Source organism: Streptomyces sp. NBC_00271 (genome assembly GCF_036178845.1).
Classification (GTDB): Bacteria; Actinomycetota; Actinomycetes; order Streptomycetales; family Streptomycetaceae; genus Streptomyces.
On the sequence record NZ_CP108070.1, the window covers coordinates 5,522,616 to 5,544,945 of the forward strand.

General features: G+C 71.6%; 17 protein-coding genes. 3 read left to right on the top strand and 14 right to left on the bottom strand.

The features are described 5' to 3' along the window. The first annotated feature begins 613 nt into the window (after positions 1-613). Complete coding sequence (locus OG798_RS25225; protein ID WP_328757719.1) at positions 614-1,678, top strand: 2-oxoglutarate and iron-dependent oxygenase domain-containing protein; 1,065 nt, start codon at positions 614-616, stop codon at positions 1,676-1,678. Between the two features lie 30 nt (positions 1,679-1,708). Here the strand turns inward: OG798_RS25225 and OG798_RS25230 are convergent, their stop codons facing one another. Beyond that, a complete protein-coding gene (locus OG798_RS25230) occupies positions 1,709-2,809 on the bottom strand; it encodes a citrate synthase 2 (protein WP_097225546.1) in 1,101 nt (366 codons plus the stop codon). 436 nt (positions 2,810-3,245) lie between these two features. Between OG798_RS25230 and pdxH the strand changes: the two genes are divergently transcribed. Then, positions 3,246-3,884 (top strand): pyridoxamine 5'-phosphate oxidase, encoded by a 639-nt coding sequence (gene pdxH, locus OG798_RS25235; protein WP_095857978.1) that lies wholly within the window; start codon positions 3,246-3,248, stop codon positions 3,882-3,884. 34 nt (positions 3,885-3,918) lie between these two features. Here pdxH and OG798_RS25240 read toward each other — a convergent pair whose 3' ends face one another. The 9 genes from OG798_RS25240 to OG798_RS25280 form a co-directional block, all read right to left on the bottom strand. Then, positions 3,919-4,632 (bottom strand): TetR/AcrR family transcriptional regulator, encoded by a 714-nt coding sequence (locus tag OG798_RS25240; RefSeq protein WP_373561053.1) that lies wholly within the window; start codon positions 4,630-4,632, stop codon positions 3,919-3,921. Then, positions 4,620-5,363: an enoyl-CoA hydratase family protein gene (locus OG798_RS25245; protein ID WP_054235649.1), complete on the bottom strand. Its 744-nt coding sequence runs from the start codon at positions 5,361-5,363 to the stop codon at positions 4,620-4,622. The genes OG798_RS25240 and OG798_RS25245 overlap by 13 nt, the downstream gene beginning before the upstream one ends. Then, entirely contained in the window at positions 5,360-6,976 is a 1,617-nt protein-coding gene (locus OG798_RS25250) for a 4-coumarate--CoA ligase family protein (protein WP_121415777.1), read from the bottom strand. Before OG798_RS25250 ends, OG798_RS25245 begins: the two co-directional genes overlap by 4 nt. Before the next feature lie 33 nt (positions 6,977-7,009). Further along, complete coding sequence (locus tag OG798_RS25255; protein WP_095854020.1) at positions 7,010-8,143, bottom strand: acyl-CoA dehydrogenase family protein; 1,134 nt, start codon at positions 8,141-8,143, stop codon at positions 7,010-7,012. 107 nt (positions 8,144-8,250) lie between these two features. Beyond that, entirely contained in the window at positions 8,251-10,098 is a 1,848-nt protein-coding gene (locus tag OG798_RS25260; RefSeq protein ID WP_121415775.1) for an acetyl/propionyl/methylcrotonyl-CoA carboxylase subunit alpha, read from the bottom strand. A 7-nt stretch (positions 10,099-10,105) separates the two neighbouring features. Further along, a complete protein-coding gene (locus OG798_RS25265) occupies positions 10,106-11,704 on the bottom strand; it encodes an acyl-CoA carboxylase subunit beta (RefSeq protein ID WP_095854018.1) in 1,599 nt (532 codons plus the stop codon). Beyond that, complete coding sequence (locus OG798_RS25270) at positions 11,701-13,398, bottom strand: acyclic terpene utilization AtuA family protein (RefSeq protein WP_267062178.1); 1,698 nt, start codon at positions 13,396-13,398, stop codon at positions 11,701-11,703. The genes OG798_RS25265 and OG798_RS25270 overlap by 4 nt, the downstream gene beginning before the upstream one ends. Beyond that, positions 13,395-14,189, bottom strand: a complete 795-nt coding sequence (locus OG798_RS25275) for a TIGR03084 family metal-binding protein (protein ID WP_328757720.1) — start codon at positions 14,187-14,189, stop codon at positions 13,395-13,397. The genes OG798_RS25270 and OG798_RS25275 overlap by 4 nt, the downstream gene beginning before the upstream one ends. Before the next feature lie 208 nt (positions 14,190-14,397). Next, entirely contained in the window at positions 14,398-14,871 is a 474-nt protein-coding gene (locus OG798_RS25280) for a DUF6924 domain-containing protein (RefSeq protein WP_328757721.1), read from the bottom strand. Between the two features lie 93 nt (positions 14,872-14,964). Between OG798_RS25280 and OG798_RS25285 the strand changes: the two genes are divergently transcribed. After that, positions 14,965-15,276 carry a hypothetical protein gene (locus OG798_RS25285; RefSeq protein WP_220788863.1) on the top strand — a complete coding sequence of 104 codons (312 nt, stop codon included), beginning with the start codon at positions 14,965-14,967 and terminating at the stop codon, positions 15,274-15,276. Here the strand turns inward: OG798_RS25285 and OG798_RS25290 are convergent. The 4 genes from OG798_RS25290 to OG798_RS25305 all read right to left on the bottom strand — a co-directional run bounded on the left by OG798_RS25290 (position 15,262) and on the right by OG798_RS25305 (position 22,134). Further along, on the bottom strand, positions 15,262-16,287 hold the full coding sequence (locus OG798_RS25290; protein WP_121415772.1) for an EamA family transporter: 1,026 nt from the start codon (positions 16,285-16,287) through the stop codon (positions 15,262-15,264). The genes OG798_RS25285 and OG798_RS25290 overlap by 15 nt on opposite strands. 89 nt (positions 16,288-16,376) lie before the next feature. Next, positions 16,377-18,644, bottom strand: coding sequence for an ABC transporter ATP-binding protein (locus OG798_RS25295; protein WP_328757722.1), 2,268 nt, complete (start codon positions 18,642-18,644; stop codon positions 16,377-16,379). Positions 18,645-18,745: 101 nt separating this feature from the next. Continuing rightward, positions 18,746-18,877 (bottom strand): hypothetical protein, encoded by a 132-nt coding sequence (locus OG798_RS25300; RefSeq protein ID WP_256258009.1) that lies wholly within the window; start codon positions 18,875-18,877, stop codon positions 18,746-18,748. A gap of 242 nt (positions 18,878-19,119) precedes the next feature. After that, positions 19,120-22,134: an FAD-binding and (Fe-S)-binding domain-containing protein gene (locus OG798_RS25305; RefSeq protein ID WP_413253554.1), complete on the bottom strand. Its 3,015-nt coding sequence runs from the start codon at positions 22,132-22,134 to the stop codon at positions 19,120-19,122. Positions 22,135-22,330 lie beyond the last annotated feature (196 nt).

A 22,330-nucleotide genomic window follows, 5' to 3' on the forward strand; every position in this document is an offset into this window, starting at 1 on the left:
GCCTTCATTCAACTCGAACGTGACCCAGCCCACATCGTGTTCCCCAAAGATTGGACGAAATCGTTGTACGCAGGGATTCCGCCCCGTCAGCCCCAGGAATCGCAGGGATCGAAAAAAAGTGGTTGAGCTGTCGGCGATCGGTTCCTAAGGTGTGGTTTACACGAGAAGGGAGGTGGTTCGGCAGATGTATAAGAACCGGACGCGTGAGGTGGCTGCGGGCTAGCGGCCCGTCACCACATCCAGTGCGGTGCCGGACCAGCGCGTGAAATGAGCGTGCAGCCGGCCCCAATCCCAAGCAGTCACCCGACCCGCGAGCTCGCCGGTACGTCCGGCCGGCTCCTCCGCCGTGAGGCGGAGGAACCCGAGCTCGCGGGTCGTCTGCGTTTCGCAGGGCATGTGAGGTGGGGCACATGCATTTCACGGGGTCCGCAGTACTCTTGGACCATGCTTCCGATGCTCGTTCGACGCCGACACGTGGACTTCCTGCGCGTCACGAGCATGGGCTGTCGGGCTTCCTCCTGACCTCGGCCCCCTTTCTTCCCCTTGGCACCCGTGGCCCCCGCCCCATCCCCGGCGGCCGCCCGGGCACCCGTACACCCTGCGGACGCACCTCATGACGACGAACACGTCTTCTGCTCAGAGCCTGCCGAGCCTGCCGAGCCGACAGCACCGGCCCTACCAGCAGCTTCCGATCATCGATCTCTCCGCGGCCGACCGCGGCCCCCAGGCCCGCGCCCTGCTGCACGCGCAGTTGCACAGCGCCGCCCACGACGTGGGCTTCTTCCAGCTCGTCGGGCACGGGGTGACCGAGGGCGAGACCGCCGCCCTGCTCGACGCCATGCACCGGTTCTTCGCGCTGCCCGAGGCCGAGCGGCTCGCCCTCGACAACGTCAACTCGCCGCACTTCCGCGGGTACACGCGCACCGGCGACGAGCGCACGGGCGGCAGCCGGGACTGGCGGGACCAGCTCGACATAGGGGCCGAGCGGCCCGCGCGCAGGCCCGGTCCCGGCGAGCCCGCCTACTGGTGGCTGGAAGGGCCCAACCAGTGGCCGACCGCGCTGCCGGAGCTGCGGACCGCCGCACTGGCCTGGATCGACCGGCTCAGCTCGGTCGCGGCCCGCCTGCTGCGCGAGCTGCTCACCGCGATCGGGGCGCCCGCCGACTTCTATGAGCCGATCTTCGGCGAGCGGGCCCATCCGCATCTGAAGCTCGTGCGCTACCCGGGCAGCGCGGGCGACGGCGCCGACCAGGGCGTGGGCGCGCACAAGGACTACGGATTCCTGACGCTGCTGCTCCAGGACCAGGTCGGCGGCCTTCAGGTGCAGCGCGAGGACGGCCTCTTCCACGAGGTGCCGCCGCTGCCGGGAGCCTTCGTGGTCAACCTGGGCGAGCTGCTGGAAGTGGCCACCAACGGGTACCTCGTCGCCACCAACCACCGGGTCGTCAGTCCGCCCGGGGCCACCGAGCGGTTCTCCGTGCCCTTCTTCTACAACCCGCGCCTGGACGCGCGCGTGGAGCCGTTGCCCTTCCCGCACGCCTCCGCCGCGCCCGGCGTCACCGACGACCCGGCGAACCCGCTGTTCGCGGAGTACGGCTTCAACGAGCTGAAGGGCAAACTGCGGGCCCACCCGCTGGTCGCCACCCGTCATCACGCGGAGCTGCTCACCCCCGCGTGATGACCGGCCACTCCTGGGCTCGACGGTGACTCAGTGCGCGATGTCCTCGTAGCCCTTGATCTCCTGGGGGCTGCGCGGACCGGGGCCCACATAGAGCGCGGACGGCCGTACGAGCCGTCCCGTGCGCTTCTGCTCCAGGATGTGCGCCGACCACCCCGCCGTACGGGCGCAGGTGAACATCGACGTGAACATGTGCGCCGGGACCTCGGCGAAGTCGAGCATGATCGCGGCCCAGAACTCGACGTTCGTCGCCAGGACACGGTCCGGACGGCGCGCGTGGAGCTCCTCCAGGGCCGCCTTCTCCAGCGCCTCGGCGATCTCGAAGCGGGGGGCGCCGAGCTCGCGGGCGGTGCGGCGCAGGACACGCGCGCGCGGGTCCTCGGCGCGGTAGACCCGGTGGCCGAAGCCCATCAGGCGTTCGCCCTTGTCGAGGGCCTTCTTGACGTAGGCCTCCGCGTCGCCCGTGCGCTCGATCTCCTCGATCATGCCGAGGACGCGGGAGGGCGCGCCGCCGTGCAGCGGCCCGGACATGGCCCCGACGGCGCCGGAGAGGGCGGCGGCGACATCCGCGCCCGTCGAGGCGATGACGCGGGCGGTGAAGGTGGACGCGTTCATGCCGTGCTCGGCGGCGGACGTCCAGTAGGCGTCCACGGCCGCGACGTGCTTGGGGTCCGGCTCGCCGCGCCAGCGGATCATGAAGCGTTCGACGACGGAGTGCGCCTTGTCGATCTCGCTCTGCGGAACCATGGGCCGGCCCTGGCCGCGGGCGGACTGGGCGACGTACGAGAGGGCCATGACGGCGGCGCGGGCGAGGTCCTCGCGGGCCTGGGCCTCGTCGATGTCGAGGAGGGGTTTGAGGCCCCAGACGGGGGCGAGCATGGCGAGCGCGGACTGGACGTCGACGCGGATGTCGCCGGAGTGGACGGGGATCGGGAACGGCTCGGCGGGCGGCAGACCGGGGTTGAAGGCGCCGTCCACGAGAAGGCCCCACACGTTTCCGAAGGAGACGTGGCCGACCAGATCCTCGATGTCGACGCCCCGGTACCGGAGTGCGCCGCCCTCCTTGTCCGGTTCGGCGATCTCCGTCTCGAACGCGACGACTCCTTCGAGTCCGGGTACGAAGTCGGACATCAGGCGGCTCCTCGTGATGTGTACGACGGGGGATTTATGGGGGTGATGGTGGGGGTGACGATGGGGGGCGCGTCTTGCGGTTGGAAGGGGGAATCCGTGCGTCGGTGATGGGTGGTCGACGTCCGGCTCCACGGTCGGCTCTTGGACTCGCGGTCCGGTACGTCTTCCCGGTGATGCCCCGTGCGGCCGGCGGTCATCCCACCGGAACGGTGGCAGCACCATATCTCCGAGTGCCACCTTTGGGGAGGCCCTGCGGCACTCAGTGCCACCCACTGACACTCAATGCCGTACCGGGATACGGCAAGATGACCGCGTGACCGACCGCGACCGCCTCCCGGATGAATCCGCCGACGAGCCCCTCGTCCTGCGCGCTGCGGAAGCCGCCGCCGCAGAAGCCACGGGCGACGCCGAAGAACTCGCCGCCGACCCCGCCGCGATGCGCGCCCACTACCGCGCCGAGGGGCTCGTCGAGGCCGATCTCGCCGCACATCCCATGGACCAGTTCGCCCGCTGGTTCAAGCAGGCCGCGCAGGCCTCCGTGCAGGGCATGGTGTACGAGCCGAACGCGATGGTCGTCTCCACGGCGGACGCGGAGGGCCGGCCCAGCTCACGCACGGTGCTGCTCAAGCAGTACGACGAGCAGGGCTTCGTCTTCTACACCAACTACGACTCCCGCAAGGCCCGCGAGCTGTCCGAGAACCCGTACGTCTCGCTGCTCTTCCCCTGGCACCCGATGGCCCGCCAGGTCATCGTCACCGGAACGGCACGGCGCACCGGACGCGACGAGACCGCCGCGTACTTCCGCACCCGCCCGCACGGCTCCCAGCTCGGCGCCTGGGCCAGCGCCCAGTCCTCGGTCATCTCCTCCCGGGACGAGCTCGACGCCGCCTACGAGGAGTTGAGCGCCCGCTACCCGGAGGGCGAGCAGGTCCCCGTGCCCCCGCACTGGGGCGGCTTCCGCGTCGCCCCACGGACGGTCGAGTTCTGGCAGGGCCGCGAGAACCGCCTCCACGACCGGCTGCTGTACGTGGTGGAGCCGGACGGCAGCTGGCGGGCGGAGCGCCTCAGTCCGTGACGTCGGCGGGGCTCGGTCCGTGACTCGGCGGGGCTCAGCCCAGCGCCTCGTCCAGCAGTGCGCCCCACTGCGCCACCACCCGTTCCCGTCGCCCCCCGTCGTTCGTGAGGAGGTTGGCGAGGCCGAGGCCGCGGGACATGTCCAGCAGGCCCTGGACCGTTTCGCGAACGCCCGGGCGGGATTCGTCGGCGGCGAGGAGTTCCACGGCGATCCGGTGGGTCTCGCGGCCCACACGGGCCTCCAGCTCGGTGACCCTGGGGCGGAGCTGCTCCTCGTTGGAGGCGGCGACCCAGAGGTGGAGGGCGGCGCGGAAGAGGGGGCCGGTGTAGAGGTCGACCAGGGCCGCGACCACCTCGCGGCGGTCTGCGGCACCCTCCGGGAACAGGGCGCGCAGGGCGGTGGAGCGCTCCTCGGCGACGTACTCCACCGCGGCGGTGAACAGGTCCTCGCGGGTGCGGAAGTGGTGCTGGGCGGCCCCCCGGGACACTCCCGCGCGCTCGGCGACGACGGAGACCGTGGAGCCCGCCCAGCCGTGCTCGGCGAGACAGGCCACGGCGGCCGCGAGCAGCCGCTGCCGGGTGGCGCGGCTGCGGTCCTGCTTGGGGACGTGCGGAAGCCGGGGACTGCGGGGGGCGATTTCGGCGGGCTCTGTCGCGTCCGTGGTCGCGTCCGTGGCGTCCGTGGTCGCGTCTGCAGCGTCCGTGGGCTCCGCGCGCTCCGCGGCTTCCGTCGTGCTCACACCACCCATGCGGGATCCCGTCGTTCGAGGAAGGCCGTCATCCCCTCGCGGGCCTGCGCGGAGGAGAACAGTTCGGCCGAGAGCGCGGTCAGGGCGTCCGCGTCCCGGTCGAAGGCCTCCAGCACCCTAGCCGTGAGCAGCCGTTTCGTCTCGGCCAGGCCTTGGGGGGAGGCGCGGCGCAGGCCGTCCAGGACGGGTTCCAGGGTGATGTCGACGTCGTCGCCGGTCGCCGTCAGGAGTCCCGTCCGTACCGCCTCCGCCGCGTCGAAACGTTCGCCCGTGAGGTAGTAGCGGGCGAGGGCGCGGGGGTCCGTACGGGGCAGCAGGGGAAGGGAGATCACGGCGGGTGCGACGCCGATGCGTACCTCCGTGAAGGCGAACGTGGCCTCCTTGGAGGCGATCGCCAGATCGCAGGCTCCGAGGAGCCCCAGTCCGCCCGCCCGCACATGGCCCGTCACCCGGGCCACCACGGGCTTGTGCAGCTCGACGATCTGCCGCAGCAGGGCGACGAGCGCGTCCGGGTGCGGGGGATCGCGCAGGTCGGCGCCCGCGCAGAACGTGTTCCCCGTGTGGGCGAGGACGACCGCGCGGACGTCACGGTCCTTGCCGCACCGGGTGAGCCCGTCCGCGAGCTCGCCCACGAGGGCGGCGGAGAGGGCGTTGCGGTTGGCGGGCGAGTCGAGGGTGAGGGTGGTGACGGCGCGGTCGTGCGCCACGCGGACAACCGGTTCAACGGTCATGACAGGCCTCGCAGTTCCCGGCGCAGGATCTTTCCTGAGGCCGCCCGTGGGACGGCGTCGATGAAGGTGACGCCGCGGACCCTCTTGTACGGGGCGACGCGCTCGGCGACGTACATCATCACCTCTCCTTCGGAGAGGACGGGGACGTCGGAGAGGTCCGCCGCCGGACCGGCCGGACCAGCCGGACCGGCCGCGGACGGCTGGCGCACCACGAAGGCGTGCGGGACTTCGTTGTTGTCCTCGTTGTAGACCCCGATGACCGCGGCGTCCGCGATACCGGGGTGGGTGAGGAGCAGTGCCTCCAGTTCGGCGGGCGCGACCTGGAAGCCCTTGTACTTGATGAGCTCCTTGACGCGGTCGACGACGAACAGCCAGCCCGCGGTGTCCACATGGCCGACGTCTCCGGTGTGCAGCCAGCCGTCCGGGTCGATCATCGCGGCGGTGGCGTCGGGCTGCCCCAGATAGCCCTTCATGACCTGGGGACCGCGGATGACGATCTCGCCCGCCTCCCCGACGCCGAGGTCCTTGTCGGGGTCGTCGAGGGAGACGATGCGCATCTCGGTGCCCGGGACGAGCCTGCCGACCGTTCCCGGGGGCGCGTCCTGGGCGGCGTCCAGGGGGACCAGGTGCGTGCAGGGAGACAGTTCCGTCATCCCGTAGCCCTGGCCGATGGGCGGCAGCCCGAGCCGCTCGGCGCAGGCCAGCGCGAGCTTGGCGTCCAGGGGCGCGGCGGAGGAGACGATGTACTTCAGGGACGACAGGTCGTACCGCGCGACGGCCGGGTGCTTGGCCAGGGCCAGCACGATCGGGGGCGCCACGAAGAGGCCGCTGATGCGGTGCTTCTCGATGGCCGCGAGGAAGGTGTCGAGGTCGAAGCGGGGCAGTACGACGACGGTGGCGCCCTGCCTCAGGGGCGCGTTCATGAGGGCCGTCAGCCCGTAGATGTGGAAGAAGGGCAGCACCGCGAGGATGCGCTCGCCCTCGCCCATCGGCAAGAAGGGCACCAGTTGCGCCAGGTTGGTGGCGATGGACCGGTGGGTGAGCATCACCCCCTTGGGTATGCCGGTCGTCCCGGAGGAGTACGGCAGGGCCGCGACGTCCGTCACCGGGTCGATGTCGATCTCCGGTTCGGGCGCGGTCGAACCGAGCAGGTCGATCAGCGAGCGATGCCCCGGCGCGCTGTCGCACACGAAGATCTCCCGCACCCCGCCGGCGAGCTCGGCGGCCTGCCGCGCCGCCCCCAGGAGGGGCGACACGGTCACGATCCAGTTCGCGGCGCTGTCCCGCAGCTGCTTGGCGAACTCCTCGGGCGTGGCGAGCGGGTGCACGGTCGTGACCGACGCCCCCGCGCGCGTGGCGGCGTAGAACGCCGTCGGGAAGGCGATGGTGTTCGGGCTGTGCAGGGCGAGGACGTCACCCTTGCGGACACCCGCGTCGGCGAACGCGGCGGCCAGCCGGCGGTGGAACCGGTCCAGTTGCCCGTAGGTGAGCGTGCTGCCGTCGACTCCGTCGATCAGCGCGGGCGTGTCGCCGCGCTCGGCGGCGCGGCCGAGGACCGCCTCGTGAATGGGTTCCTCTACGGCCGGGACTTCGGCGTACTCGCTGCGGAACACGGTTCCTCCTGGAGCGGCTCGTGGAGCGGCGGGCTAGTACGACTTGGGCAGGCCCAGGGTCTGGTGGGAGACGTAGTTGAGAATCATCTCCCGGCTCACCGGAGCAATACGAGCCACGCGCGAGGCTGTTATCAACGAAGCGAGGCCGAATTCGCGGGTGAGGCCGTTGCCGCCGAGGGTGTGCACGGACTGGTCGACCGCCCTCACACAGGCCTCGCCCGCCGCGTACTTGGCCATGTTGGCGGCCTCACCTGCGGCGACGTCGTCCCCGGAGTCGTACAGGTACGCCGCCTTCTGCATCATCAGGCGGGCGAGTTCGAGGTCGATGTGGGCCTGCGCGAGGGGATGCGCCACGGCCTGGTGGGCGCCGATGGGCTGCTTCCAGACGGTGCGCTCGCGGGCGTACTCGACGGCCCTGGAGAGCGCGTAGCGGCCCATGCCGATCGCGAACGCGGCCGTCATCACCCGCTCGGGGTTCAGCCCGGCGAAGAGCTGGAGCAGGCCCGCGTCCTCGTCGCCGACGAGCGCGTCGGCGGGCAGCCGCACGTCGTCGAGGGTCAGCTCGAACTGCTTCTCCGCGCTGTGGAGTTCCATGTCGATGCGCCGCCGTCCGAAGCCGTCGGCGTCGCGCGGGACGATGAACAGGCAGGGCTTGAGGCTGCCCGTGCGCGCGTCCTCCGTGCGCCCCACGATGAGGGTGGCGTCCGCGATGTCGACGCCGGAGATGAACACCTTGCGGCCGCTCAGGAGCCAGTCGGCACCGTCCCGGCGCGCGGTGGTGGTGATGCGGTGCGAGTTGGAACCCGCGTCGGGTTCGGTGATGCCGAAGGCCATGGTGCGGGTGCCGTCGGCCAGGCCCGGGAGCCACTCCTGTTTCTGGGCTTCCGTGCCGAAGCGGGCGATCACCGTGCCGCAGATCGCCGGCGACACGACCATCATCAGGAGGGGGCAGCCCGCGGCGCCGAGTTCTTCCAGGACGATGGAGAGTTCGGCTATGCCGCCGCCCCCGCCGCCGTATGCCTCTGGCAGGTTGACGCCGAGGTAGCCGAGCTTGGCGGCCTCGGACCAGAGGGTGTTGATGTCGTAGTCGCGGCCGTGGCGTTTGCCGAGGGCGGCCACGGCGGATCGGAGGGCCTTGTGTTCTTCGGTTTCTGTTGCGGGGCTCATGGGGGCTCCTGCTGAGTACGAAGAGTGCGGGTTGTTTGTGGCTGGTCGCGCCCACGCGGCGGAGCCGCATGATGTGACAGCCCCGCGCCCCTTTCGGGGCGCTCTTCTCACGGAGTTGGATCTACTACTGCCAGGAGAGTCCCGACTTCTACCTGCTGGCCGGGGATGGCGTGCAGGGCGCTGAGCGTGCCTGCCGTCGGCGCGGAGATCTTGTGTTCCATCTTCATCGCCTCCAGCCACAGGAGGGGCTCTCCGGCCCGTACGGCGGCTCCCGTGGCCAGTCCCTCGGCGACGCGGACGACGGTTCCGGGCATGGGGGCCAGGAGGGAGCCGGGGGCCTGCTGGGCGGTGGGGTCGGGGAAGCGGGGCAGGGCGGTGAGGGCGGTGGCGTTCACGAACACCTGGTCGCCGTACCGCGTCACCTCGAACTTCCTCCGTACGCCGTCCACTTCGAGTACGACGAGACGGGCGTCGGCGTGCACCACGCGCACCCCGTCGGCCGTGAGGCCCGCACGGGTGTGCCGGTAGCGCACCTCGTGCTCGGTGCCGGCCAGGTCGTAGCGCTTGGTCTGGGGCTGCGAGGGGAGGTTGCGCCAGCCGCCGAACCGGGAGCGGGCGTGGCCCCGCGCGTCCGCCAGGGCCGCCGCCAGGGGCGCGTACGGGTCCGGGGCCGGCGTCGTGAGGGCGGCGAGGTGGCGCTCGTAGAACCCGGTGTCCATGCGGGCCTCGGCGAACTCCGGGTGCCGCAAGGAGCGTACGAGCAGATCCCTGTTGGTCGCCGGGCCGTGGATGTCGGCACGTTCCAGGGCACCGGACAGCTTGCGCAGGGCCTCCGCACGTGTGGGCGCGTAGGCGATCGCCTTCGCCAGCATCGGGTCGTAGTGGACGCCGATCGGGTCCCCGTCGGTGTATCCGGTGTCCAGGCGGACGCCCTCCGCGACGGCGAGGCGGTGCAGGGTGCCGGTCTGCGGGGCCCAGGACCGTGCCGGGTCCTCGGCGTACAGGCGGGCCTCGATGGCGTGCCCCCGCGCGCGTGGCGGGTCGTTCGCGAGCGCCGCGCCTTCCGCCACCTGGATCTGGAGCGCGACGAGATCGACGCCGAAGACCGCCTCCGTCACCGGGTGTTCGACCTGGAGGCGGGTGTTCATCTCCAGGAAGTGGGCCTTGCCGTCGGCGACCAGGAACTCGACCGTTCCCGCGCCCACGTAGTCGACGGCTCGGGCGGCCCGCACGGACAGGTCGTAGAGGGTTTCCGTGAGGTCTCCGAGATCGGGGGCCGGGGCCTCCTCGACGACCTTCTGATGGCGGCGCTGGAGGGAGCAGTCGCGGGTGCCGAGCGCCCAGACCGTGCCGTGCGCGTCGGCGAGGATCTGCACTTCCACATGCCGACCGCCCTCTACGTAGGGCTCGACGAAGACCTCGCCGTCACCGAAGGCGCTGAGGGCCTCGGCGCGGGCGGCGGTCAGCTCGGCGTCGAGGGCGTCGAGCTCGCGTACGACACGCATACCGCGTCCGCCGCCACCCGCGGCCGCCTTGACGAGCACCGGGAGATCGGCGGCGGTGACCGTCTCCAGCGGTTCGAGCCCCATCAGTTTCTTGGCGCGCGTCTTGGAGGCCATCGCCTCGATGGCCTCGGGCGGCGGCCCGATCCAGACGAGGCCCGCGTCGAGGACGGCCCGCGCGAAGCCGGCGTTCTCGGAGAGGAAGCCGTACCCGGGGTGCACGGCGTCCGCGCCGGCGCTCAGGGCGGCCTTCACGATCAGGTCGCCGCGCAGATACGTGTCCGAGGGCGCCGCCCCCGGCAGCCGTACCGCCTCGTCGGCCACACGCGTGTGGAGGGCGTTCTCGTCGGCGTCCGAGTACACGGCGACGGTCCGGATCCCCAACTCACCACAGGTGCGGAAGACCCGGCAGGCGATCTCGCCCCGATTGGCCACGAGGACAGAAGTAATCAATGGGACCTCACATCCGGAAGACGCCGAAGCCACCGCGCGCCCCCTCATAGGGGGCCGTGTGGATCGCGGACAGGCACAGGCCGAGGACGGTGCGGGTGTCGCGGGGGTCGATGACCCCGTCGTCGTACAGCCGCCCGGACAGGAACATCGGCAGGGACTCCGACTCGATCTGCTGCTCCACCATGGCGCGCAGGGCCGCGTCGGCGTCCTCGTCGTAGGGCTGCCCCTTGGCCGCGGCCGACTGCCGGGCGACGATCGAGAGGACGCCCGCGAGCTGCTGGGGGCCCATGACGGCGGACTTGGCGCTGGGCCAGGCGAACAGGAAGCGCGGGTCGTAGGCGCGCCCGCACATGCCGTAGTGGCCGGCTCCGTAGGAGGCCCCCATGAGGACGGACAGGTGGGGGACCTTCGAATTGGAGACGGCGTTGATCATCATCGCGCCGTGCTTGATGATCCCGCCCTGCTCGTACTCCTTGCCGACCATGTAGCCGGTGGTGTTGTGCAGGAAGAGGAGGGGGATGTCGCGCTGGTTGGCGAGCTGGATGAACTGGGCGGCCTTCTGGGACTCGGCGCTGAACAGCACTCCCTGGGCGTTGGCCAGGATGCCGACGGGATAGCCGTGGAGGGTTGCCCAGCCGGTCGTCAGGCTCGTCCCGTAGAGGGGCTTGAACTCGTCGAAGTCGGAGCCGTCGACCACACGGGCGATGACCTCGCGCGGGTCGAAGGGGTGTCGGAGGTCGCCGGGGACGATCCCCAGGAGCTCGTCCTCGTCGTACTTGGGGGGCTCGGCCGGACCGGGATCGCCGAACGCCTTGCGGTGGTTGAGCCGGGCGACGACGCGCCTGGCCTGGCGGAGGGCGTCCTGTTCGTCGACGGCGAAGTAGTCCGCGAGACCCGACACGCGCGCGTGCATCTCGGCGCCGCCCAGGGACTCGTCGTCGCTCTCCTCCCCGGTTGCCATCTTCACCAGCGGCGGCCCGCCCAGGAAGACCTTCGCCCGCTCCTTGACCATGATCACGTGGTCGGACATGCCGGGGATGTACGCGCCTCCGGCGGTGGAGTTCCCGAAGACGACGGCGACGGTCGGGATCCCCGCCGCGGACAACCTGGTGAGGTCGCGGAAAATCGCTCCCCCGGGGATGAAGATCTCCTTCTGCGACGGCAGATCGGCACCGCCCGATTCCACCAAGCTGATGCAGGGCAGCCGGTTGGCGAGGGCGATGTCGTTGGCCCGCAGGGCCTTCTTCAGGCTCCAGGGGTTGCTGGCGCCGCCCCGCACCGTCGGGTCGTTCGCGGTGATCAGGCACTCCACGCCCTCGACGACCCCGATCCCGGTCACCAGCGACGCGCCGACCGCGTACTCGCTCCCCCAGGCCGCGAGCGGCGACAGCTCCAGGAACGGTGTGTCGGGGTCGAGCAGCAGCTCGATGCGCTCACGGGCGAGCAGCTTGCCGCGCTTTTGGTGCCGGGCCACGTACTTCTCGCCGCCGCCCGCGAGCGCCTTGGCGTGCTCGGTGTCCAGCTCGGCGAGCTTGGCGAGCATGGCCTCGCGGTGGGTGGTGTAGTCGGGGGCGGCGGTGTCCAGGGCGGACGCCAGGACCGTCACAGCAGTGCCTCCGGGATGTCGAGGTGGCGGGAGCGGAGCCATTCGCCCAGGGCCTTGGCCTGGGGGTCGAAGCGGTGCTGGGCGGCGACGCCTTCGCCGAGGATTCCTTCGACGACGAAGTTGAGGGCGCGGAGGTTCGGCAGAGTGTGACGGACAACTTTCAGATGACGGCTTTCAGTTATCAGATTCTGAAATCTGTCATCTGTCAGTTGATGAACCAACCAGCGCCACGCGTCGTCCGATCGCACCCACACCCCGACATTCGCGTTCCCTCCCTTGTCCCCACTGCGCGCACCCGCGACCACACCCAGAGGAGCGCGTCGCGTCGGCCCCGGAGGGAGCGGTTCGGGCAGGGCGGGCTCGAGCGCCGGTTCGAGTACGAGGGTGTCGGTGGCCGGAGCGACCGGCACCCGCCGCCCGTCATGGAGGACCGCCACGTGCTCCACGGCGCCCTGGGGGACGTACACGTCCTCGAAGACCCCGTACGGGGAGCCCTTTCCCGGGGGCGCGATCACGTGGAAGCCGGGGTAGCTGGCCAGGGCCAGTTCGATGGCGGCGCCGCTGAGGGTGCGGCCCACCGCGTCCTGGTCGGGGTCACGTACGACGAGGCGCAGGAGGGCGCTCGCGGTCTCCTCCGTGGGGGCGTCGGGGTGGTCGGTGCGGGCGAGGTCCCAGCGGACCTCCGTGGGGCGCGACTTGGCCGCGTCGAGGGCCGCCTCCATCTGGTCCCGGACGAGGGCGGCCTTCGCCTCGATGTCGAGGCCGGTGAGGACGAAGGCGACTTCGTTGCGGTAGCCGCCGAGGCGGTTGAGACCGACCTTGAGAGTGGGGGGCGGGGCCTCGCCGCGTACGCCCGAGATGCGGACACGGTCGGGGGCCTCCTGGGTGAGGCGGACCGAGTCGAGGCGGGCGGTGACGTCGGGGCCCGCGTACCGGGCGCCGGAGGTCTCGTAGAGGAGTTGCGCGGTGACGGTGCCGAGGTCCACGAGGCCGCCGGTGCCGTCGTGCTTGGTGATGACGCTGGTGCCGTCCTCGTGGAGTTCGGCGAGCGGGAATCCCGGGCGGCGAAGGCGCGCCGGGTCGTGGTCGGTGAAGAAGGCGTAGTTGCCGCCGGTGGCCTGGGTGCCGCATTCCAGGACGTGACCGGCGACGACGGCGCCGGCGAGGCGGTCGTACGCGTCCGGCGCCCAGCCGAAGTGGGCGACGGCGGGCCCGGTGACCAGCGCCGCGTCCGTGACCCGCCCGCTCAACACGATGTCCGCGCCCTCGCGCAGACAGGCGGCGATCCCGGCACCGCCGAGGTAGGCGTGCGCGGCGAGGCTCCTGGGGTGGCCGGCGGTCAGGTCGTCGCCCTCGACGTGGGCGACGCGTACCGGTATGCCGAGGCGGTCGGCCAACTGCCGTACGGCGTCGGCGAGTCCGGCGGGGTTGAGGCCGCCCGCGTTCGCCACGATCCGCACGCCCCGCTCGTGCGCGAGGCCGAGGCACTCCTCCAACTGGCCCAGGAAGGTGCGGGCGTAGCCGCCGGAGGGGTTCTTGAGGCGGTCGCGGCCGAGGATGAGCATGGTGAGTTCGGCGAGGTAGTCGCCGGTGAGGACGTCCAGGGGGCCGCCGGTGAGCATCTCGCGCATCGCGTCGAAGCGGTCGCCGTAGAAGCCTGAGGCGTTGCCTATCCGGAGGGGCGCGACGCTCACCTGGCGTCTCCCTTGGACGCGCGCCCCTGTCCGGGTGGACCCGCGAAGGCCTGTGCGATGTCCAGCCAGCGGTCGGCGTCGGGGCCGTCCGCCCGTACGGCGAGGTCGCCGCGGTGGGCCCGTTGGGTGACCAGGAGGCAGAAGTCGAAGGCGGGGCCGGTGACGCGCTGGGGGGCCTCTTCGGGCCCGTACGTCCACACCTCGCCCTTGGGGCCGACCAGTTCGACGCGGAACTCGGTGGCGGGCGGAGTGAGCCCCCGTACGTGGAAGGCGAAGTCCCGGGCCCGTACGCCGATGCGTGCGACGTGGCGCAGGCGGTCGGTGGGAGTGCGTGCCACGCCCAGCGCGTCCGCCACGTCCTGGCCGTGGGCCCAGGTCTCCATCAGGCGGCCGGTGGCCATGGAGGCGACCGACATGGGCGGGCCGTACCAGGGGAAACGGGTGCCGGCGGGGGCCGCGCGGAGGGCCTCTTCCAGCGCCGTTCGCCCCGCCCGCCAGTCGCCGAGCAGCGTGGCGGGCGGCAGCCCGGCCCCCTCCTCCGCGCCCTCGTCCACGAATCCGCCGGGCGAGGCCATCGCCTTCTCGACCTCCTTGGCGAAGGCCTCGGCGTCCGTCACGGCGAGCAGGGCGGAACGGTCCGTCCAGGCCAGGTGGGCGATCTGGTGAGCGACGGTCCAGTCGGCGGCGGGGGTGGCGAGTGCCCAGCGGCTCTCCGCCAAGTCCCTTACCAGCAGGTCGAGTTCTTCGCTCTCCTGGTGCAGATCGTCGATCACTGACGACGGGTCGGACACGATGGAGCTCCCCTCGGGGCACGACGGTGTGCGGCGGCGCGCGGCGATGCGCCGCGATGCGCGGCGGGCGTGCGGAGTCTTTCGCGGTGCGCTCTGGAGCATGGCAGCGGGCACAGAAACAAGCAAGCATGCTTGCATTAATTGATGTGCCGCGCGGGCTACAGGGAGACGCCCCGAGCGGGTTGCAGGAAGAGACGTCCCGCGCGGACTACAGGGAACGGAAGACGCCGTCGGGCGCCGCCTCGGCCGCGTCGGCGAAATCGGCGAAGTCGAGGTTGGCGATCATCAGGTTGGCGTGAATCTCGTGGACCCCGGCCGGGACCGTGCGGAACTCGCCGCCTTCGGCCTCGAACTCCTCGTCGCTCTCGCACTCTTCCCTGGTCAGCGTGGACACCGCCAGCAGAGCTCCCTGGCCGGTGCGCAGGGCGCCCCCGTCCGCGAGGAAGACGACGGCCAGTTCGTCGTCGGCGGAGACCGCGGCGAGTACGTCGGCTGTCGTGAACCCCGCCCAGGAGGGGTCGTCGACAACATGGAGGCGTGGCTCGAAGTCTCCGGGGCCCCAGGGCAGGGACAGCGCGCGTCTCAGCGCCGTCCACGCCCCTTCGTCGCCGAAGTCGGTCCTGATGACCAGCGCCGCGAACTCGTCGCGGTCCGCCACCCCTTGCCCGGTTCGATCACTCATGACGCAGCCCCACTCCCCCGCTCGGATCACCGTCTGCATGTGCGGCACGCACACTAAACGAGGGCACCGACAAGCCGCGTTCGACGCGACGGAGTGGGGCAGGGACGGGCCTTCAGCACTCCCGCGGCCCGCGCGGCCGCCGCGGGGCTGCTCGCGCACCACCGGACGTCGGACCGGACCGGCCCGCCGGAGGTGTACGTCCGCATGTCGGCGCGACCGCTCTTCCAGGACATCCTGCGCGCCGCGCCACCCGGAACCGTCGACCCCACCATGGACCCGGACGACGTGTTCGACATGCTGCTGGGCGCCGTCCTGACCCGCACACTGCTGTTCAGCGCCACGGCACGCGCCCGCCCCGTCGAGCGGACGGTCGAGATGATCCTCCGGCTGCTACGACCCCTCTGAACCAGCCGGAGCAGCCGAACCAGCCGAAGCAGCCGACCCGCCCGAACCGACGTTCTTCGCCCTGCCCCGCCCCACCTGTGTCCGTACCGCCCCCATGCTCGCGGCGATGACCAGGGCGATCGCGAGGGCCTCGGTGGCGGAGAGTGCCTGGTCCAGGACGAGGAAGCCGGCGGTCGCGGCGACGGCGGGCTCCAGGCTCATCAGGATGGCGAAGGTCGCGGCGGGCAGGCGGCGCAGTGCGAGCAGTTCGAGGGTGTATGGCAGCACGGACGACATCACGGCGACCGCGCCGCCCAGGGCCACGGTCGTCGGGTTGATCAGCCGGGTCCCGGACTCGGCGATCCCCAGCGGCAGGAACGCCACCGCCGCGACCACCATGGCGAGCGCGAGCCCGTCCGCCTGCGGGAAGCGTCGGCCCGTACGCGCGCTGAAGACGATGTACGCCGCCCACATCGCGCCCGCGGACAGGGCGAAGGCGACGCCGACCGGGTCGAGGGAGCTGAAGCCTCCGCCGCCGAGCAGGAAGACGCCGCCGAGGGCGAGGCCCGCCCAGAGGAGGTTCAGGACACGGCGGGAGGTCAGGACCGAGAGGACGAGCGGGCCGAGGACCTCGAGGGTGACGGCGGGGCCCAGCGGGATACGGGCGACCGACTGGTAGAAGAGGCCGTTCATCGCGGCCATGGTGAGACCGAAGATCACGACCGTGCGCCAGTCCGCCCGCGAGTGCCCGCGCACCTTGGGCCGGCAGACGGCCATCAGCACGATCGCGGCCACCAGGAGGCGCAGGGTGACGACCCCGAGCGCGCCCGCGCGCGGGATGAGGGTGACCGCCAGCGCGCCGCCGAACTGCACCGAGACGCCTCCGGCCAGGACCAGTCCCACGGGGCCGAGGGCACCCCACCGGTTCGGGGCGCCCTCGCCCGGGGTGGGCGCGGGCGCCATCGCCGGGGCGGCCGAGGCCGGGGAGGACGGAGACGCCGGGGAAGACGGGGCGGCGCTGGGGGTGTTCACGGGGCCTTCCAGGGGCTCGACTCAGGAGTCGTGCATCAAGGTGCACTTCTCAGTCCACAGTAATGGACTAAGTCAGGCACGTGAACCCTTTATGCGCCTGTCCAGGGTGTCTCGTCGCGGAAGAGGGGCCGGCCGTCGGGCAGATAGCCGTCAAGGGGGTCCCGCAGAGGATCGGGAACGGGGAGAGGGTAGGGGTCGGGGAGGGGGTAAGGGCCGGGAAACGCACCGGGGTACCAGGCTCCCTCGGCCCCGGACTGCCCGGCGGCCCCGTAGTACGCGTACTGCGGAGCCGCTTCCGCCACGAAGCCCCTCGCGTAATCCATCGGCACCCCGGCCGGCACCCCCACCGGGTCTCCGGCCGGCACCCCCACCGGCACCCCGGTCGGCATCCCCACCGGCACCGCGCCACCCACCGGAACCTCCGCCTCCGTGAACAGCGGCAGCCGCAGCTCTCCGGTGTCCATCACCGCGTTGTTCTGCGATCCGTGCAGACGGGCGTACGCGCCGCCGCGGGCCAGGAGTTCGTCGTGGCGGCCGGTTTCGACCACGCGGCCGCGGTCGACGACGAGGATGCGGTCGGCGTCGGGCGCGAGGTTGAGGTCGTGGGTGATCATGATCGTCGTACGGCCCTGCATCAGACGTCGCAGCGGCTTGATCACGCGGCGCGCGGCCATCGCGTCCAGGCCGGTGGTCGGCTCGTCGAGGACGAGGACGGGGGCGTCGCGCAGGATGGCGCGGGCGATGGCGAGCCGCTGGAGCTGGCCGCCGGAGAGGCGGGCCGAGTTGGGGTCGATCTTGGTGTCGTATCCGTCCGGCAGCTTCATGATGAAGTCGTGCGCGTCGGCGGCGCGCGCGGCCTCCACCAGCGCCTCGTCGCTCGCGCCGGGGCGACCGCAGCCGATGTTGGCGCGGACGGTGTCGTGCAGGACGAGGGTCTCCTGCGGCAGCAGCGTGACGTACTCGCGCAGCCGGGCCAGCGGGAAGTCGCCCACCGGGATGCCGTCGAGGAGCACGGAGCCGGCGTCCGGGTCGTAGAAGCGCAGGAGGAGCTTGGACACGGTGGACTTGCCCGCGCCGCTCGGGCCGGTGACGATCACGAGCTCGCCGGGGTTGACCGTGAAGGACAGACCGCGCAGGGCGTCGCTCTCCGCACCGGGGTAGCGGAAGGTGGCGTCGCGGACCTCCACGGCGCCGTCGGGGCGGCCGAGCCGGCTCTCCGCCGAACGCGTCGGATCGGCGACCGCGGGCGGCACATCGAGAATCTCGATCAGCCGTTCGGCGCCGGCGGTGGCGGCGGCGATGGTCAGACCGAGCTGGGCCAGGCCGCGCACGGGCGGGTAGAGGTAGCCGAGGAACGCGGCGAAGGCGAGCAGCTGGCCGAGGGTCATCCGGCCGCCGGAGATCTCCCACACGCCGAGGCCGATGACCGCGAGCACGCAGATCGTCTCGATGACCTGGACGAGCTGCTCGTACAGCTCGTTGAGGCGCCCGGAGCGTACGGAGGCCCTGAACCAGGCGTTCGCCTCCTGGTTCAGCCGCCGCCGCTCGGCGTCGCGGCGGTCGTACGCCTGGGTGAGGACGATGTTGCCGAGGGACTCCTCGACGACGGAGGTGATCGCGCCGTCGGCGACCCGGCCGTCGCGCGAGACGGACTTGATGGAGCCGGAGAAGCGGCGGGCGGCCGGCCAGAACAGAGGGGCGAGCACGAAGGTCGCCGCGGCCAGGTCCCAGCGCAGCCAGAAGGCGGCGGCCGCGTAGAACAGCGCGCTGAACGCCGCCGACGCCGCGCCGACGAGCCCGGACACGACCATCGTCTCGATCGACTCGACGTCGCTGGTCAGCCGGGACAACAGGTCGCCCTGACGGTGGCGTTGGAAGAAGTGCGGCGGCAACTGCTGTACGTGGTCGAAGACATGCTCGCGCAGCCGCATCACGAAGCGCTCGGTGACCCAGGTGGCGAGGGAGTTGCCCGCGTAGGCGACGGCGGCGCCGAGCACGGCGACGGCCAGCCATTCGGCGGCCGGGGCCCAGAACGCGGCCAGTGAGCCCTGTTGCAGGGCGTGGTCGGTCAGGTCGCTGAAGAGGAGGATGGCGGCGGTCTCGGCGAGGGCGGCCAGAACCGTGCACAGCCAGATGGCCAGCAGCCAGCTCCGCAGTCCCTTGGTCAGCGGCCAGAAGCGCCGGAACGCCGTACGGGCGGGGATGGTCGGCGTGTCGTGGTCGAGTTCATCGTCGTCCTCGTACGCGTCGTCCTCGTACTCATGATCCTCGTACCGATCGTCCGCGACCGCGCCGGCGCCGGTTTCCGCGTATTCCTTGTGTTTCTCGTACCCCTGATTCTGCCTTTGCCGGGTCATGGCCCTCCTCATTTGAATTGCAGGCCGTGCCGAGGAATTCAAAAGAGAGAGGCCGACGGCGCACCGTCGGCCTCTCTGCTACCGCTCGATCAGCCGCTCGATCAGCGTTCGTCGTTGGGGAACGGCTTGGGGAGCGGCTTGTGCGCCTTCTTGCGCGGCTTCGGCGCCGGCGGGGGCGGGAGCTGCTTCGACTTGGGCTTGGGGGGCAGGGGGGCAAGCTTCTTGAAGCTCATGCCAACTCCTTGAGGTTTCTGGCTACGCAATAGCGAGCGCAATAGTGCGATGGTGCGAGAATTCTCTACGGAAACGGGCGGGAATTCCTGGTCGTCACCTCGGTTTTCCCTGCCGCCCGACATCAAGGAACCTACACGCCCCGCACCTCAAGGCACAGCAAAATGCAGCACATGACGACTGTGAATCCCCTTATGAAACCTGAGAGTTGCCTAAAAAACCTGGGTATTGGATATCCACGCCGTCAGTCCGACCCCTGGTCGACCTCCGGGTCCACCCCTTGGTCCAGCGCCTCGGCCAGCGCCTCCGCCAGATGCCGCCCCTTGCGCCCCGCCAGCTGTTCCAGCTGCGTACGGCAGGAGAAACCGTCCGCGAGAAGCAGGGTGTCGGGCGTGGCGGCCCGCACGGCCGGGAGCAGCTGTTCCTCCGCGCAGGTCTTCGACACCTCGTAATGGCCCTTCTCGAAGCCGAAGTTGCCCGCGAGTCCGCAGCAGCCGCCCGCGAGGGAGCCGGTGAGGCCCGCTGCCTCGCGCAGCCGGCGGTCTGCGCCGTCGCCGAGGACGGCGTGCTGGTGGCAGTGGGTCTGGCCGGTCACCGGACGGTCGAGGTGCGGGGGCGACCAGTCCGGGGCGAGGCGCTCCAGGGCCTCGGCGAACGTCAGCACCGCCGAGGCGAGGCGCGCCGCGCGCGGGTCGTCGTGCAGGAGCTCAGGGAGGTCCGTGCGCAGGGCGGCGGCGCAGCTCGGTTCCAGGACGACGACGGCGGGTGGCCGCGGGTGGACGTCCGGGTCCAGGAACACGCCCATCAGGTCGAGCGTGCGGCGCATCACCGCGCGGGCGCGGTCGAGTTGGCCCGTGGAGACGTACGTCAGTCCGCAGCAGACGTGGCCCCGCGCGCCCACCGACCAGGGGTGGTGCGAGAGGGACACGCTCTCCCCGGCCCGCGGCGTCCGCTTGCGCATCACCACCGTCGGCGGGAGCATCACGTCCACCCCGGCCGCCTCCAACACCCGTACGGCCGCCTGCCCGACGGAGGGCGACAGGTACTCGGTGAAGGTGTCCGGCCAGAGGATCGCCACCTCCCTCGGGGACCCGTCGAGCTCCACCTCGGGGTCGTACACCCCCTCCCGCATCATCCGCCGCACCCGCTCCTTGAACCGCCGCCCCCACCACCGGCTGAACGTCTCCTGCGCCAGGCGCGGGATCTCCCGCTCGGGTGCGATCCCGCCGAGCCGTTTGCCGAGCGCCGCGAACGGCCTTACGGACGCCAGGGAGTTGAGCAGCGGCGCCGTTCCCGTGCGGTCGACCAGGCGCAGCCACGCCGGCAGTCGGCCCATCGTGCAGTGCGCGGCGGGGCGCCTCCTACCTTCGTAGTGGTGGTGCAGGAACTCCGCCTTGTACGTGGCCATGTCGACGCCCACCGGGCAGTCGGACCGGCAGCCCTTGCAGGACAGGCACAGGTCGAGCGCGTCCCGGACCTCGGTCGAGCGCCAGCCGTCGGTGACCACCTCGCCCGCGAGCATCTCGTGCAGCAGCCGGGCCCGCCCCCGCGTGGAGTGCTCCTCCTCGCCCGTCGCCCGGAACGACGGGCACATGACGCCCGCGTCGGCGGCCGTCGTACGGCACTTGGCGACCCCCACGCATCTGCGCACCGCCGCCGAGAAGTCCCCGCCGTCCGCCGGATATCCGAACGCCACGTCCACCGGCTCGCGCGGCAGCACCGCGAACCGCAGGTTCTCGTCCAGCCGGTGCGGGCGCACCAGCATCCCGGGGTTGAGCAGGTCGTCGGGGTCCCAGAGGTCCTTGGCCCGCTCGAAGAGGCCGACCAGCTCCGTGCCGTACATCCTGGGCAGCAGTTCGGCCCGTGCCTGCCCGTCCCCGTGCTCGCCCGAGAGGGAGCCTCCGTGGGAGACCACCAGTTCGGCCAGTTCCTCGGAGAAGCGGCGGAAGCGGCCGATGCCCGCACCGGTCAGCAGGTCGAAGTCGATGCGGACGTGGATGCAGCCGTCGCCGAAGTGCCCGTACGGGGTGCCGCGCAGGGCGTGGGCGCTCAGCAGGCGCCGGAAGTCGCGCAGGTACGCGCCGAGCCGGGCCGGCGGCACCGCGCAGTCCTCCCAGCCCGGCCATGCCTCGCTCCCGTCCGGCATCCGGGTCGCCGTGCCGCTCGCGTCCTCGCGCAGCCGCCACAGGGCGCGCTGTCCGGCCGGATCGGTGACCACGAGGGCGTCGAGGACGTCGGCGGCCCGGACGATCGCGTCCGCACGCGCGCGTGCTTCCGCCGGGTCCGCGCCCCCCGTCTCCACGAACAGCCATGCGCCGCCGCGCGGCAGCCCCGCGTCCGGCGGTACGAGGTCCGCGGCCATCCCCTCCACGGTGAGCGGCCCCAGCGGCAGCAGCCCGGCCGCCGCCTCGGCCGCCGCGCTCTCGTCCGCGTACGCCAGCACGGCCAGCGCCCGCGCGCGCGGTGCCTCGACCAGTCGTACGACCGCCTCCGTGAGCACCCCGAGCGTGCCCTCGGAGCCGCAGAAGGAGCGGGCGACGTCGGCGCCCTTCTCGGGCAGCAGCGCGTCGAGCGCGTAGCCGGAGATGCGGCGGGGCAGCTGCGGGAAGCCCGTGCGCAGGCGGGCCAGCTCCCCCTCGACCATCGTCCGCAGGCCGTCCGGGGCGCCCTGCCAGCTCTGTCCCAGCCGTACGACGGAGCCGTTTCCCTTGACCACCGACAGTTCGCGCACGCTGTCCGCCGTCGTGCCCCAGGCCACCGAGTGCGAGCCGCACGAGTTGTTCCCGATCATGCCGCCGAGGGTGCAGCGGCTGTGGGTGGAGGGGTCGGGTCCGAAACGCAGGCCGTGCGGGGCCGCGGCCTCCTGGAGGCGGTCGAGGACGACACCGGGCTGGACAACGGCCGTGCGTGCCTCGGGGTCGAGCGCGACGATCCGGTTCATGTGGCGGGTGAGGTCGAGGACGACTCCGGTGCCGGTCGCCTGTCCGGCGATCGAGGTGCCGCCGCCGCGCGGCACGACCGGCACCCCGTGGGTCCGGCACACGGACAGGGCGGCCGCCACGTCGTCGGCGTCGCGCGGGCGGACCACCCCGAGCGGGACCCGGCGGTAGTTGGACGCGTCCATGGTGGTCAGCGCCCGCGCGGTCACGTCGAAGGCGACCTCGCCGCGCATCTCCGCCGCGAGGGCGGCCCGCAGCCCGTCCACGTCGGGCGGGTCCGCCGCGTCGCTGGTGCCGTCCTTCGCGCCAAGATCCGTCATGTCTCCAGGATGACCCCGCGCACCGACAACGGTCCGTAACCGTGACGCATCGATCACCGACCGATCACTGGCCGATCGCCGACCGATCCCTGACCGATCCCTGACCGATCACCGGCGCGATCACAGACCGATCACAGACCGATCACCAGCGGATTAGGAGCGCGGATCCGGAACCTTCCCAATGCGAACACGAACT